Source organism: Candidatus Defluviilinea gracilis, from assembly GCF_057138825.1.
On record NZ_DBNHEF010000086.1, the window covers coordinates 1 to 14,446 of the forward strand.

Below are 14,446 nucleotides of genomic sequence, written 5' to 3' on the forward strand. Positions count from 1 at the left end.
TCTTGCAAAACAAAAGCGTGCCAACAAAGCGTGCACTTGACGGGTGGGATTCTGCGCCATTTTCGGGCATTTTTCTACACCCAAACAGAATCCTGCTCCCAAAGTTTTATCTACGCCCGCCCACCCGAAAGTAACGCAAACCGTTAGCCGCCTGTCCTGCAAATATATATAGGAGTGAAGTATGAAAAAAACGACCTTTGCAGTCCAGCAAATGGACTGTGCATCTGAAGAACAATTAGTACGTTTGAAACTTCAAGAAGTCAGCAATATATCTTCTTTGCAGTTTGACCTTCCCAATCGCCAGTTGGATGTTTTCCATACAGGCGATTATCAATTAATTTTTGAAGCACTTAACAGTTTGCAACTCGACACAACTCTGATTGAAAGTGGCGCAACAGATGAGTTTGTACCAACTGGCAAGGATAATTTAGAGCGGAAATTGCTTTGGCAGGTTCTGTCTATTAACTTTTTCTTTTTTGCCCTTGAAATATTAATGGGTTTCATCTCCAATTCAATGGGGCTTGTTGCCGATAGTTTAGATATGCTGGCAGACAGCCTTGTTTATGGGCTTGCACTTTTTGCGATTGGCGGAACAATTGCCAAGAAAAAGAATATCGCCAAAGCAAGTGGGTATTTCCAAATAGTTTTGGCTATTTTTGGTATTACCGAAGTAATCAGACGTTTTCTTGGGTTTGGTGATGTTCCCACATTTCAAATGATGATTGTTATTTCATTGCTTGCTTTGATTGGAAACGCAACCAGTTTGTTTTTGCTTCAAAAAAGTAAAAACACAGAAGCCCACATGCAAGCCAGCATGATTTTCACCTCCAATGATGTGATAATCAACATCGGGGTTATTCTCGCTGGTATACTGGTTTTTGTAACAAACTCCAAAATTCCTGATTTGGTTGTCGGAGCAATCGTATTTATTATTGTGGCACGTGGCGCATATCGTATATTGCAAATTGCAAAGTAGTCTATTAACAAAAACGGCGGCTAACAAAGCGTGCAGTGGACAAGTGGGATTCGTCGCCGTTTTCAAGCATTTTTCTGGCTTCGGATTTTTCCTGCTCCCAAACATTATCTCAGCCCGCCCACTTGCCACTAACGCGAGCCGTTAGGCGCTGACTTGCAAGTCATTGATAAAATTTAACAAGAGTTATTTCCAAAAGCAAAGGAGCAGGTATGATTGACCCAACAGGTTTACCAATTCTCTTAAAAACTTTAGATTTTTTGTTTGGAGAGGCTCAAAAAATCCTGCAAGAACGCAGAGAACGTCGCGCCTCAAAAAATATTAATGTTCAAGACAGCAATAAAGATAGTCATCAAGCCTCAAATAATAGAAGTTCAGAATCTATCGGGTCGATTAATGAGGCAATGTCTACTCAGATTTCCGAAAATATCCTCAAGAATGAAATTTCAGAACTTGAACATTTGTTGAAACTAAAGGACACATACAGCAAGAGATATCAACTTGCTAAAGAGAAAATCTCGATTTATGGAACACTTGACACACCCTACAAAGTGCTGCATGAACTTGAAGAAGCAGAAGAAGGCATCGAAGATGTTGTCACGAAATTAAAATCTACGTTGGCAAAAATTTACAACAAGGAAATAGTTGTCAATAATTAAATCTTTATATACAAGGAGAATGAAACATGGCAATAGACTTAGATTTTCGAGTAAATATCGACAATTCATTTTCAATTCAAGCACTATGGCAAAGCATTTTCTCAGACGATCAAAGATTAATTAATTTTGCAGTTGCTAAAAAGGATGGCGTGTTGTTTGAATCTGGTTTTCAGGAGCGATGGAAAACAATTGACGTGCAATTGCAATATTTTGTTTGGTTAACATTGACAGCCAAAGAGCAAAGAAAATTCATACTGGCATTAAATGCCGATCAGCAAAGGCAAATACTACTAGACATATCTACCGCCGAGCGAGAAGAATTATTTAATGTAATGAGACCTCAAGGCGTGTTAAAACTAATAAGTACAATGACAACTTCTGAGCAGGCTAAAATATTATTAAGTCTTTCAGAAACGCTTAGAATTAATCTGCTTAACTTCCTTTCTGAAAGCGACAGACAAGACATCCTTGAATCGGGAAAGCAAAATAAATCTTTAGGGGAATAAAAATGCAAACTATTCAATGGTTTTTTCAAAAAATCAACCTTCCAAGCCTTGAAGAAATTAAGAATGGAATTTTCGAATTAGGAAAGAAAGTCGTTTCAGCCGTAAAATGGCTTCTCTATGGAACTCAGGAGAAAGACGAAAGTGGCTCTGCGAAGGCGAATGAAGGAAGCAAAAGCCATCCTTCTCCAATTACACAACAACCAACATCCCTGCCAGAAGAATTCAAAGGTATTGAAATCAAAGATCAGATTGAAGAACTCGAAATCAGGGAGGCACTCTCTCAACTTGCAAGAGATGGGAAAGAGTTGGAAGAAATACAAACAGAAGAAGAGCACCACAGAAATTTATTGTGCAAATACAGAACCAATAGACGTATTATTGAAGAAAAAATAAGTGGTTACGGGTCATTAGAATCACCCATCAGTTTACTAACTGAATTTGAAGAAGTTAAAAAGTCAATAAAAAGCGTGGAGCAACGAATTGATACAATAACAGAAAGAAGGGCTTTATTGATGGAAAACATCAATCAAGCAAAGGAAAAAGCAAAAAGATATTCAAAGTAAATAGTGAAATCAAAAAGCGCCTAACAAAGCGTGCACCTGACGTGTGGGAGTCTGCGGCATTTTCGAGCATTTTTCTGGCTTCGAGTTTTTCCTGCTCCCAAGCATTGTCCACGCCCGCCCACACGCAGGTAACGCAAACCGTTGGGCAGTTCCCTGCAAAGGATAAATAGTATCAATATGCAAAAAAAGATTCTTGGATTGAGTTTATCGCTGGCTGTCCCCGTAATTTTCACATTGTTCATCAATCCAGTGTTCATTAAACTTAATATCAATGAACCAGTTTCTACCTTGATAGGGTTTGGTGTATTTTGGGGCTTGGCTTTTGTGATGCTATTTTTTACACAAACCGTCGAGAATCAACCACTGGCAACTATTGGCTGGAAATCCCTATCTTGGAAATCAGGGCTAATAGCAGTTGGATTGGGTGTTTTGTTATCACTATTAGTCCCTGTTCTCACGTTATTAATTAGCAAAGTTTTTCCGCCGTCAAATTCAGGAACAGTAGCACAAGTCGCATCTAATTATTCTTGGTGGATATTACTCTTAAGCGTGTTGACAGCAGGTATAACGGAAGAGATTTTGTTTCGTGGTTATCCACTAGAACGATTACAGAAAATTACAGGGAATAAATGGATTAGCGGGTTGATTAGCCTGGTATTTTTTGTGGCTGTTCATGCCACAGGATGGAATCTCGCTCACATTGTTGGCGTGGTGGTTCCATTAGGTATTATCCTTACTGGTTTATACTTTTGGCAAAGAAATTTGTTATTCGTGATGATTGTTCATGTGGTTATAGATTTGCCGTTAGTTTTTATAGCATTGTTATCATAAAAACTGCCCAACAAAGCGTGCACTTGACGCTGGGGACTCTGCGCGTTTTTCGGCAGTTTCTCTACCTCAGCCGTTTTCCGTTTGGACGGCGTTCCGCCGCCCGCCCCAGCGCAAGTAACGCTCACCGTTAGGTGTCTGCTTCGTTAAATCTTTCAGGCGCTTTGCAAAAATAAGTTGTGTTTCAAATTGGCGTTTTGAGTCTTGCAAATCAGGATTTTGGTTTTTAGCAAAGTTTCTTGTTCAATAAAATCGGGCATTTTTAGCAGTGGCGGTTTCCAAAATTTTATTGGCTTTAAATTAGCTCATGGTTTTGGTTCAAAAAGTTTCGTGTTAAATTTACTCAGGTTTCTGAAATCGGCTTCAAGATTTTCAGTTAAAGTTTTGGCAAGCAAGAGGTTTCATTTTGTGGTTGTCGAGCTTGTCGAGACACAAAGTCCGTTTTTCATGGCTTGCGCTCTTTTTGGTAAAGTCAGGTTTCTAAAATCGGCTACATTTTTTTAGAAAAAGTTTTGGCAAGTTTGGGTTAGGCTTTTTTGTCAGGTTTATTTTTTCTGGCAAGTAATTTCTTTGTAAAGTCAGTTTTTGGCAAAGGTTTCAGTGGTTGTTGAGCTTGTCGAAACACAAGTTCTAAACTTTGGCGTTTTGGTAAATCAGTTTCGTTTTCGCTGGCAAAGTCGGGCTTGTAAAAAATTGTGGTACGTGTAAAATCAAGTCATAAAAGGCGTGGTTCTGTTTTCAGGCAAAAGGTCTTGCGCAACCCGCAGTCACCTAACAAAGCGTGCAGCGGATTTTTGGGAGTCTGCGGCTTCGAGAAGCATTTTTCTCGCTTCAAGTTTTTTCTGCTCTCAGGCATTTTCCCAGCCCGCCCAAAATCCGCTAACGCAAACCGTTGGGCTGTTCCTTTGAAAAATTATGACTAATGAAAATAGTGTTTCTCTAATTCATGAAACTGTAAGAAACTTGCTTTCTGTACAGCAAAGCCAAAAAACATCACTTGAAAATAAAGCAAGTATGTTAATGGCTTTTGCTGGCGGAATGTTTGCTTTACTCATGGGAGCAAGAGAAACTATTATCCTTATCCCCGTTAGTGGTCAAATTCTTGTGCTTATTGGTATAGTGCTATTTGCAATCTCGGTTATTTGCTCAACTATTGTATCTTGGGTAAGAAGTTATCGAATTGACCCAAATCCAGAAGTTTTAGCGCACGAATATCTAAATCAATCACCCGATGAAACAAAATTGCAAATGATTTCAAATATGATTGGGTCTTGGAAAGAGAATTCCGTCATAATAGAACGAAATGCTATCATATTACGGCTGGCATTTGTGTCACAATCATTAGCGTTCACTTCGTTAGGCGTCGCCTTGTTTATATCGCTATTTTAGGAGCGGAGACAATGAGCAAATCTAAAAAAGATAAACCTTTATCACTCCCTCCAGAAAACCCAAACCTCAAACTCAAAGGTTCTTCAAGAACACCTACGCATTTTGACCAGCGGGGGCAGAAAGTAAGCGACCAATATAACGCAACCAATATTGAAATTCATGGTAATGTCGCAGGTAGTACTATAATAATTGGCAATGAAAATGAAGTTGCGCTTGATAAAATTATCATTTGCCCAAAATGTAAACACGAAAATTCTAAAACCGCAAAATCTTGTGTTAAATGTAGCACTTTACTAATATTTACTTGTCCAATATGCAAAGCCGAAACACCTATGAGTTCAAAGTTTTGCTCTGGTTGCGGGCAAGAAATTTCCTTGCTAATTGAACAGAGCAAGAAAAAAGACGATGAAAAATGAGTAAGTTCTTGTACGCATAAAACAGCCCAACAAAGCGTGCACCCGACGCTGGGGATTCTGGCGCGATTCCAAGCATTTTTCTACGCCTCAGCATTTTCCCAGTCGGACGGCGTCCCGCCGCCCGCCCCAGCGCGGGTAACGCAAACCGTTAGCCCGCTTCGCGCAAAAGATTATCACGTTATAAAATCTGCAATAAATAAGGAGATGGAAAATATATGGAAGTTTCTTCAATCATTGCAGGCATCGGTGGTGTTGCCTTGTTAGCAGGAATTTTTGGAGGTGGTATTGATGTTGAAAAATTCAAAATACCTGCTATCTCAACGCAAATTAGAATATTATCTGTAATTGTCGGAATTGTTTTACTTATTATCGCAATAGTGCTTTCAAACCCTAATGTTGGCGCAGGTTGGATAATTGGGGGTTCTCCAGTTGAAGTTGAATCTCGTGAAGCAACTGTCACACGACATGAAGTAAACAATTGGAATTTTGGTGAAACAACAACTGAAATTTCTGGTAAATGCGCTGAAGATGTTCACAATCGCCCAATTCCATTTATTTCTTATGAAGCAGGCGATGAAATTCCAAAAGGCTATTTGATATTAACTGATTTATCGGCTGGCGGAAAATATCACTGGTCTCAATTTCCTGTAGAAGCAGTATGTATTGATTTTAGTACTGGATTATTTGAGACAACTGATTCTTTTATTGCACCAAATGGTGGCTCTTATTGGAAAATTATTCCTTGATAGACAAAAGCGGGCTAACAAAGCGTGCAGCGGATTTTTGGGAGTCTGCGGCTTCGAGAAGCATTTTTCTCGCTTCAAGTTTTTTCTGCTCTCAATCATTTTCCCAGCCCGCCCAAAATCCGCTAACGCACACCGTTGGGCTGTTCCTTGCACAAAAGGTATGAATGAAAAACAAAAACATTGTTTCAGTTTGGTTTGTCGTTTTTATCTTGGTATCATGTGCGCCAGCGGCTAAAGTTGTTCCAACAGAAGCGGCTATTCCAACTTCGACCTTTACATCTGATAATTGGAAAGAATATTCAAGTAAATTTACATCAGATGCTGGAACAATCCAATATAGCCTTGATTACCCTCAAGATTGGTATGTTTATCCAGGTTCAACCAAAAGTGAGCCAGGTTTAGAAGGTCAGACTTACATTCAAGACTTTGTACGCATTGGCGAAGTAGGTGGTGATACCTCAGACTATCAAGTGGCAGGTACAGTAAGATTAGAAATCTATGCACTACCTTGTGCAATAACAGAGGAAGGCTGTAATCCTGCGGGATTATCTATTCTCGCACCGAATTTATCAGCTGTTAAAAAAATAGAAAACCGTTCTGGCTGGACAGTATGGACAGTGTTTTTATACACAAAAAATTATCGTCTTTCACTTGATGGATACATGATAGGAACGCCTGAACAAAATGATAACTTGATAAAAGTTTTGGATAAAATTCTTTCTACTGTAGTTATCCAATAATCATGGTGTCTATCTGTCCAACACAGCCCAACAAAGCGTGCAGCGGATTTTTGGGAGTCTGCGGCTTCAAGGAGCAGTTTTCTCGCTTCAGGTTTTTTCTGCTCTCAGGCATTTTCCCAGCCCGCCCAAAATCCGCTAACGCAAACCGTTAGCCCGCTCCGCTAAAAGGGAAAAGTATTCAATGAGCAAAAACGAATCGGCATCTTCAAATAATCTTGCCCCAGTTATAACCGCCATAATTGGAGTGATTGGCACAATTGCGGTTGCGTATTTTACATTTCGGAGTAATGTAGCCCCTAAAGAACTTGAGATAAGCGCAACTCAAACAGCAGAAAGTTTCAAAGCAACCCAAACAGCCGCCGTATTGTTTGCAGTGCCTACAGATACCCCAAGTATTACGGCTTCCGAAGCGTCATTAACTCCATCACCAACGACATCATCGGCATATCTTTTTGAAGATGGTTGTATCAATAAAGGTGTGTGGAGTTTGCTTGAAGGAAACACAGCACCCGAAAATAATAATTGCTGGAATTTAGAGAACAAAGGTATTTTTGCATTACAAGAAACAGGACTATCAATTAATGTAATCAATCCCCCAAGTTCCAGAGTAAACGGGCTTGTTACAGGCATTTCGTCTGATACAGATATAAGTTTCAAGATGGAAATAAGTGAGTTGGCTACTATTTCTGATTGGAATACTAATATCGCAATCGGATTATTACCGAGCGCAACATCTATCCCAAGCCAAGATGGGACTTCTATCCTTTTTCAATCAGGAGTGCAAGACAAACCTATATGGATGATGTTGCAAATGCCCGACATTAAGCAAATATATCTACCACCACCTCGAATATCAATAAATCAAGTTTACAATGTCAAACTTGAAATTCGTGGAACAAGGCTCATAACGTATTTAGAATACGAAATTGTAGATGATAGAAGTTTACCCAAAGCCCATCCTTTTCTTTGGGTGGGGTACACGGTTGCACAAGGCGCAACGCTTTCTGTAACATTGACAGATTTTTCGTTGATTTCAAGATAATTGAGAAAATGTTAAAAGCAAAAGGTGTTCTTAAAAATAAAAGCAGGCTAACAAAGCGTGCAGCGGATTTTTGGGAGTCTGCGGCTTCGAGGAGCATTTTTCTCGCTTCAAGTTTTTTCTGCTCTCAGGCATTTTCCCAGCCCGCCCAAAATCCGCTAACGCAAACCGTTGGGCAGGTGCTTTGTAATTTGTTCTTATAAAGTAACATTTCAAAATCATCATATAACAAGGAAGGATTAAATAAAATGCCTAAGATTGGATTAGTTACTAAATGGTTGGCACTGATTAGTTTGTACATCACGTTAATAGCACAAACAAGCGGTGCGATTTTATGTTTATTCGTACCGCTTGTTTTCATAGCCTTAGTGTCCTTTTCTCAAGACCAAGCAAGAGATAAGAACTTAAATTTCAAAAGTTTTGCGGGCAAAAATCTATTTTTTCAATTTGGTACTGAAGTTAAGAACTCTACGTTAATCATTCCTTACAAAAACTCAAAAAATACACTTGATGTTAATAACTTCATTTTAGAATTGCATCAACGCATATGTGACGAACTCAACAAGCACTTTGCATCACTAGGAGTTATCAGTACACCAGCCGAAATAATAGTAGATACAAAGAAAAATGAAAAACGCGCATTTTCAAAGATTATATATCGCACCAGCAGAGGAAGCATCGTAAGTCATTTTCTTCATTTTGCTACAACAGGCGAAGAAATTGTAGCGCATTACTCCAGTTATACTCGTGGAACTTACGAATGGTTCAACGTATTAGACTTTATCATTACTAGCCCAGTAAGTATTTGGGGATGGTATCCACGCTGGCTCAATAGCCAATATAGTATATTGGCTTCACTTAGTACAAGTTTTGAAAACTCATACGACAAAATTGATGTAAGAACATTCTATGTTTCTTCTTACACAGTAATTCTAAATATTACAAAATCCATTCTCCAAGAAAAAGGCATCTTGTCTGAGGAACTACAACAAACCATTGTCAACTACATCACAAACGCTCCTCAAATCAATATAACAAATTCACCTGGAACTATTTTAGACAAAGTTGCAAATGTTTTTCAAGACAATACTAAATAATATTTCAGGAGTCTTGCCATGAAAAAGGTAGAGAATAATTCAAAAATAGAAGTCAAGAACTCAAAAAATACTAATTTAACGAATGTTGGAAATATTTCTATTCAAACAGAGGAAGTCGAACATTTTTTAGAAATAAAAAACGCATTCACTGTACTGCATAATAAAGTCGAATTAATACCAAACGGTGCTGATAAAGAAATTGCAAAAACTGCTGTGAAAGAATTAGAACTTGAAGCATCACAAGGTGAAAAAGCGAGCGAAAAAGTTATTTCAAAATGGTTGAAATTTCTTCTTGAAGTTGCTCCTGACGCATGGGAAGTTGCAATTGATACATTTCTGAATCCAATAAAAGGTTTGAGTACTGTGTTTAAGAAAGTCGCAGAACAATCTAAAAAAGAACAGCAAACCAATCCAAAGTAGTAGAGTCTCGCGCAACCCACACCTGCCCAACAAAGCGTGCAGCGGATTTTTGGGAGTCTGCGGCTTCGAGAAGCATTTTTCTCGCTTCAAGTTTTTTCTGCTCTCAGGCATTTTCCCAGCCCGCCCAAAATCCGCTAACGCAAACCGTTGGGCAGATAAGGTCTAACGGGTTCAGTCAATAAACAAAAGGGAAAATCATGCACGAAACGAAGCATTTTGTTTACCATTGGAATACTGTTGTGTTGCAACCAACTTCAATATGCAATTTAAATTGCAGTTATTGTTACCTCCCTGATAGACAAGAGAAGAGATTCATCCAAGATGATGTTGTTAGAAACATAGCAAAAGCGATTGGGAAACGAAACAGAAGAACTATTGTGTTATGGCACGGCGGAGAGCCTTTAGCAACAGGAATTGATAAATTTCGTCACTACATGAACATCTTTGATGAGCATTGTGAAGAAAGATTCCGCCAGCACAGCATCCAAACAAACGGAACGCTAATAAATGAGGAGTGGTGTGATTTTCTAAGGAAGTACAAATTCAGAATTGGCGTTAGCCTAGATGGTAATGCAACTCATAACTTATCCAGAAAAAACTGGTCTGGACAGGAAGCATTTGAAAGCACATTGGCAGGCATTCAACACTTGAGAAATCATAAAATTTCCTTTGGAATAATTGCCGTTATCAATAAGCACAACATCAATAGCCCAGAAGAGTTGTATAACTTCTTATCGTCTCTTCAGCCCAAAAGTATTAGCATCAATTTTGAAGAAAACGAAGGATTGAATCTTGGCAAAGTAAAATTTACAAAAGAAGAGATTGATATTTTTTGGCGTCGCTTATTTTTGGAGTGGCGTAAGAAACCAGTCACGTCTATTCGCCATTTCCGAGAATCGCTTGCTATAATGAACAAACTAATTGATGGTACATATGCCCCTTATGTTGTCAATAGAAATTTTTATCCAACAGTTGACACCGAAGGCAATGTAGTCTTATTATCGCCTGAATTTATTTCAGTGCCTAAAAATGAGCGCAACAAGTTTATAGTAGGCAATGTATTAAAGGACGATCTAGAAACCATCGTAAACAATGGCACAAACGCTTGGTATGTCAAGGAGTTTGTTGAAGGAACTGAAATGTGTGCTGAATCTTGTGATTACTTTTCATTTTGTCATGGCGGACAAGCCAGCAATAAATATTTTGAAAATGGAACTGTCAAATCAACGGAAACTCAGTATTGTTATTCTTCAAGAATTTCTCCAGCAAAAACAATTCTTGAATTTGTAAAAACTGTTCACTAATCACCAAAGGAGATAAAAATGACAACACCAACCCTTAAAGTAGTTTCTGCATTTGCCGAAGATATTAAGAAATTAATTGCAGAGACCGAACCTGCATTACTAACAGATCAAAACGTGTCAAATGCTGTTGTCGAAACTGCACTTGACAATAGTTACAAAGATAGCACTTTCGACGACGCTCCACCGTGGGCAGGCGAGTGGGACAATTGGGAACCTGGTGATGATGATTAAGTAAGAAAGTAGAGCGACAAAAAAATTTAAACAACAATTTTTTGTCGCTCTATAAAATCTGCCCAACAAAGCGTGCACCTGACGTGTGGGATTCTGCGGCATTTTCGAGCATTTTCCCCGCTTTGAGTTTTTCCTGCTCCCAAACAGAATCCACGCCCTCCCACACGCAGGTAACGCCAGCCGTTGGGCGTTTCTTCCAAAACTACTTTGTCGCTTTTGATGTTTGAGTCTATGGGTAAAATCTTTCAAAATGGGCACTCAACAAAAAAGAAGGTCTAAAAATATAATCATTTGGCGTGACAGCGTTGCCGCAGGCGATGACATTTATCCACGACATGAAAAAAGGATAAAGATGGAAAGCGGCGAAACCGTTGAAAGTATGCTGGAAAAAATTCTAGCAATTCATTATTTACCATCTATCATTGATGGAAAGGCAACTTGGATAGTTGTAGGGAAAAATCCTTTAGCAGTTGTGGCGCAACAACGGTCAAAACCTCATTACCTTGTAGAACCTACCGCCCTTATTGAAAATTTGATTGAACGCAAAGACGGTCATCATTTGGAATTCATGTATTGGTGTCAAGTAGAACCCCAAAAGGTGATTGCAAGCATTAAGCAAGGAAAACCTTTACCAGATAAATTTGGCATGGATAAGAAATCAAAAACGAGTTTAGTCGCACGCATTAGAAAGTTATTTTCTACATCATAAGAGCCAAGTTATGAGTAAAATCACACAGTCGATGAGTCTTGCACAACAAAAAAACGCCCAACAAAGCGTGCAGCGGATTTTTGGGAGTCTGCGGCTTCGAGAAGCATTTTTCTGGCTTCAAGTTTTTCCCACTCTCAGGCATTGTCCCAGCCCGCCCAAAATCCGCTAACGCAAACCGTTAGCCACCTTCTTGCAACATAAAACGCCAACAATGAAAGCAAAGTATATCGAGCAATTCCTACGTGTCGAAAGATGGTTTAGTCGTTTGTTGGACGACGCTTTGTCACGCCCTAAAACCCAGCAAATTACCGAAGAATATTTTCAGGATGACTTGTATTCTTTCTTCATCAATTGCTATCATCTGAAAGACTGGATAGAAAAAGATAATTCGATTGCCTGCACAAAGTCTGACACAGAATCTTTTCTGGCAAAAAACGAATACCTGAAATTGTGTGCAGATTTATGTAATAGTAGCAAGCATTTGGTTCTAAACACAAAAGGAAGAAGCCAAAAAAGTCCTAGAGTTGGCGTCCCTGAAATTTACACCAGTGTTGCAATTGATCCCAAAGCGGTCAAAGCAGATTCGTCGCTTCTACAAACAAGATTTCGGTTTTACGTGGAAACTGATGACCATGAATACATTGACGCCCTAGAGTTAGCATCCGAATGTATAAATGCGTGGGCGAATTTTCTCATTTTTCACATGACAGAACGAACGATTGAAGTCATGAAGCATTTCAACAATCAATCAGTGAACGGCATTTTATTTTCTTGCGATAAACCCGTAACCCTTCCGAAACAAATTACCCCAAAGAATATAAGTTCTGCAACTAAGGAATTAGGCAATATAATCCAAGTACAATCTGGCAGAGAGAATCTGTTTGTAATAGTTCGCCTAAAAGCGGCGTATGCTCACGGCGAAGACCGCCAAAAGACACGGGGCGGAGTTCTTCACGGAAAATTTCGTCAAATGAGCGTTTCGGAATTGACCTATTTTGTTGAACAACTGCCTAAAGATAGTTTTATTTGGTTAATATTGGCAATGGAAGAGCAATCAAAAACAGAAAAGATGGCAAAGTCTTTAAATGTTTATATATCAAATATTGAACGGTTAGCAGAAATCGAAAGTGTTCTACATGTCCAGAACGGTGGCTAACAAAGCGTTCTCAGAAACCGTCTTGATCCAAGAGCGGTTGAGATGATCGTACAAGGCGTTGGTCTGAGCAAAGTCAACGAGTTGAGTGGGGAAAAACTGCAAAATCACGAAGGCAGTTAAACGCAAAGCAGGCGCGACGCCTTACGTCACGCCTTTTTGTTAGGTCGCCCCCTCGTCAGGCAGGGATGAGTTGGAAGCCCAGCTTCTGCGCCTTTTTCTTCATATACTTGATCTGTTGTTCTTCATACTTCTTTTCATATTCGGTCACGCTGATCGTCTCATACTCCACCTTGTATTTGAGCATCCGATACACCACTCGCGCGATGGCGTGCGCAGTAGCGACCGTGGCTTGCGCTTTGTCCAGCCGTGATTTCAAACGCCGATAGAACGAGCCAAACACACAGTCTGCCTGCTTGACGGATTGCGCCGCCATGCGGAAGGCTTGTCTACGCTCGCCGTTCGGAGCGTTCCTCAGATTCAAAGATACGATTTACCGTTATGGGGTTGAAGAGGGTTGGTTCAGAGTTAGGGACGAAACCTATAAAGAGAATGCGGTCGCCTGGCTAGAAGATCATGGCTTTCCGCCCATTTTCCAACCCGTCAGCATCGCTCCCGGTCATTCCCTTCCCTTTTCGACGTTCAGCAACATATAATACAGTCATGTCGCTAACCGATACTGCACGGCAAATGAACGAACGGCTATGCCAGCGCCTTAAGCCCGGAGAGGTTTTCGCGCTTGGTCTGGCATTTGGGATGATGGGTATATTCGTCTGGCAACAGGCTAATTTATCATTTGCTTATTTTGATCTTAAAATCTATCTGGAGACCGCGCACGGCAATTTTAGCTATCAGAATTTTTATTATTACTATGGATATTGGATCTTGCCGATTTTCGCTCTCTTATCAAAACTGCCGCTCACTCTGGCATATGTGGTGTGGTGCGCAGTAAATATCCTTGGAATATTCTTTGCGGTCCGTGTGTTTAACGGGAAAGCGTTGATCGCAATAGCATCGTATCAAATGTTTTACACCATCATTTACGGAAGCATCACCGGCTTGATCGTTGGCGGGCTGGCGCTTTGTTGGTGGGGCTTGGCGAACCGAAAATGGCATCTCGCCGGCCTGGGCATCGCCATCGCAAGCGCCAAATTCCAAACCGGACTGACAGGCAGTTTGATCCTCCTGCTTATGGCAGAACTGTCCTGGAAAGACAGGTTGAGGGTAATGGTCATGCCCATTTTGATATGGACAGCATCTCTTATCGCATATCCCGGCTGGCCCCTTCAACTATTAAATAACATTATTAACCATCCTCCGAATGACTTGGGAAGCATATCGTTGTGGCGTTGGGCGGGACCATGGTCGCTTTTATTCTGGCTACCGCCGTTTTTACTTCGCTTAAAACCGCAACGGCGGTTTCTGGCGTTGGTAGCCGCAATGGGACTTGCGCTGCCTTATTTTCAGCAAAACGATTTGTTGTTTCTGCTTGTAATGCCAATCGGTTGGATTGGATTGCTGGGCAATTTGGGTTATTTTATGGGATCGTACGGCTGGGTTGCTCTTCAATTCCTGGTCTTTATTCCGCTGTTGATCTACATCGTACAATTGAGTCCCGGAGTGAAAGAATTATTCACATCCAATTCAAATCATGAACAAAATTGAATATCAAT

At 40.1% G+C, this 14,446-nt stretch carries 18 protein-coding genes; 17 read left to right on the forward strand and 1 reads right to left on the reverse strand.

Annotated features, from left to right (window positions below; translation table 11 throughout):
* The first annotated feature begins 181 nt into the window (after positions 1 to 181).
* The 16 genes from AC16KF_RS18665 to AC16KF_RS18740 all read left to right on the forward strand — a co-directional run bounded on the left by AC16KF_RS18665 (position 182) and on the right by AC16KF_RS18740 (position 12,776).
* Complete coding sequence (locus AC16KF_RS18665) at positions 182 to 976, forward strand: cation efflux transmembrane domain-containing protein (protein ID WP_484038876.1); 795 nt, start codon at positions 182 to 184, stop codon at positions 974 to 976.
* A gap of 209 nt (positions 977 to 1,185) precedes the next feature.
* Complete coding sequence (locus tag AC16KF_RS18670; protein WP_484038877.1) at positions 1,186 to 1,632, forward strand: hypothetical protein; 447 nt, start codon at positions 1,186 to 1,188, stop codon at positions 1,630 to 1,632.
* 26 nt (positions 1,633 to 1,658) lie between these two features.
* The gene (locus tag AC16KF_RS18675) at positions 1,659 to 2,138 is read left to right on the forward strand and encodes a magnesium transporter MgtE N-terminal domain-containing protein (RefSeq protein WP_484038878.1); all 480 of its coding nucleotides are present in this window, start codon (positions 1,659 to 1,661) and stop codon (positions 2,136 to 2,138) included.
* Between the two features lie 2 nt (positions 2,139 to 2,140).
* Positions 2,141 to 2,701 (forward strand): hypothetical protein, encoded by a 561-nt coding sequence (locus tag AC16KF_RS18680; RefSeq protein ID WP_484038879.1) that lies wholly within the window; start codon positions 2,141 to 2,143, stop codon positions 2,699 to 2,701.
* 177 nt (positions 2,702 to 2,878) lie between these two features.
* Positions 2,879 to 3,532: a CPBP family intramembrane glutamic endopeptidase gene (locus AC16KF_RS18685; RefSeq protein WP_484038880.1), complete on the forward strand. Its 654-nt coding sequence runs from the start codon at positions 2,879 to 2,881 to the stop codon at positions 3,530 to 3,532.
* Between the two features lie 912 nt (positions 3,533 to 4,444).
* Positions 4,445 to 4,918, forward strand: coding sequence for a Pycsar system effector family protein (locus tag AC16KF_RS18690; protein WP_484038881.1), 474 nt, complete (start codon positions 4,445 to 4,447; stop codon positions 4,916 to 4,918).
* 11 nt (positions 4,919 to 4,929) lie between these two features.
* Entirely contained in the window at positions 4,930 to 5,334 is a 405-nt protein-coding gene (locus AC16KF_RS18695) for a zinc ribbon domain-containing protein (RefSeq protein WP_484038882.1), read from the forward strand.
* Between the two features lie 215 nt (positions 5,335 to 5,549).
* On the forward strand, positions 5,550 to 6,080 hold the full coding sequence (locus AC16KF_RS18700) for a hypothetical protein (RefSeq protein ID WP_484038883.1): 531 nt from the start codon (positions 5,550 to 5,552) through the stop codon (positions 6,078 to 6,080).
* A gap of 164 nt (positions 6,081 to 6,244) precedes the next feature.
* On the forward strand, positions 6,245 to 6,820 hold the full coding sequence (locus AC16KF_RS18705; RefSeq protein WP_484038884.1) for a hypothetical protein: 576 nt from the start codon (positions 6,245 to 6,247) through the stop codon (positions 6,818 to 6,820).
* A 181-nt stretch (positions 6,821 to 7,001) separates the two neighbouring features.
* On the forward strand, positions 7,002 to 7,862 hold the full coding sequence (locus AC16KF_RS18710) for a hypothetical protein (protein ID WP_484038885.1): 861 nt from the start codon (positions 7,002 to 7,004) through the stop codon (positions 7,860 to 7,862).
* A 245-nt stretch (positions 7,863 to 8,107) separates the two neighbouring features.
* Positions 8,108 to 8,956, forward strand: a complete 849-nt coding sequence (locus tag AC16KF_RS18715) for a hypothetical protein (RefSeq protein WP_484038886.1) — start codon at positions 8,108 to 8,110, stop codon at positions 8,954 to 8,956.
* 18 nt (positions 8,957 to 8,974) lie between these two features.
* Positions 8,975 to 9,376: a hypothetical protein gene (locus tag AC16KF_RS18720; protein ID WP_484038887.1), complete on the forward strand. Its 402-nt coding sequence runs from the start codon at positions 8,975 to 8,977 to the stop codon at positions 9,374 to 9,376.
* A gap of 197 nt (positions 9,377 to 9,573) precedes the next feature.
* Positions 9,574 to 10,680 (forward strand): radical SAM protein, encoded by a 1,107-nt coding sequence (locus AC16KF_RS18725; RefSeq protein WP_484038888.1) that lies wholly within the window; start codon positions 9,574 to 9,576, stop codon positions 10,678 to 10,680.
* Positions 10,681 to 10,698: 18 nt separating this feature from the next.
* Positions 10,699 to 10,911: a hypothetical protein gene (locus AC16KF_RS18730; RefSeq protein WP_484038889.1), complete on the forward strand. Its 213-nt coding sequence runs from the start codon at positions 10,699 to 10,701 to the stop codon at positions 10,909 to 10,911.
* 250 nt (positions 10,912 to 11,161) lie between these two features.
* Complete coding sequence (locus AC16KF_RS18735) at positions 11,162 to 11,620, forward strand: hypothetical protein (protein WP_484038890.1); 459 nt, start codon at positions 11,162 to 11,164, stop codon at positions 11,618 to 11,620.
* A gap of 211 nt (positions 11,621 to 11,831) precedes the next feature.
* Positions 11,832 to 12,776, forward strand: coding sequence for a hypothetical protein (locus AC16KF_RS18740; protein ID WP_484038891.1), 945 nt, complete (start codon positions 11,832 to 11,834; stop codon positions 12,774 to 12,776).
* A gap of 175 nt (positions 12,777 to 12,951) precedes the next feature.
* Here the strand turns inward: AC16KF_RS18740 and AC16KF_RS18745 are convergent, their stop codons facing one another.
* The gene (locus AC16KF_RS18745; RefSeq protein WP_484038892.1) at positions 12,952 to 13,257 is read right to left on the reverse strand and encodes a hypothetical protein; all 306 of its coding nucleotides are present in this window, start codon (positions 13,255 to 13,257) and stop codon (positions 12,952 to 12,954) included.
* A 92-nt stretch (positions 13,258 to 13,349) separates the two neighbouring features.
* Between AC16KF_RS18745 and AC16KF_RS18750 the strand changes: the two genes are divergently transcribed.
* Positions 13,350 to 14,438, forward strand: a complete 1,089-nt coding sequence (locus AC16KF_RS18750; protein WP_484038893.1) for a glycosyltransferase 87 family protein — start codon at positions 13,350 to 13,352, stop codon at positions 14,436 to 14,438.
* The last annotated feature ends 8 nt before the right edge of the window (positions 14,439 to 14,446 follow it).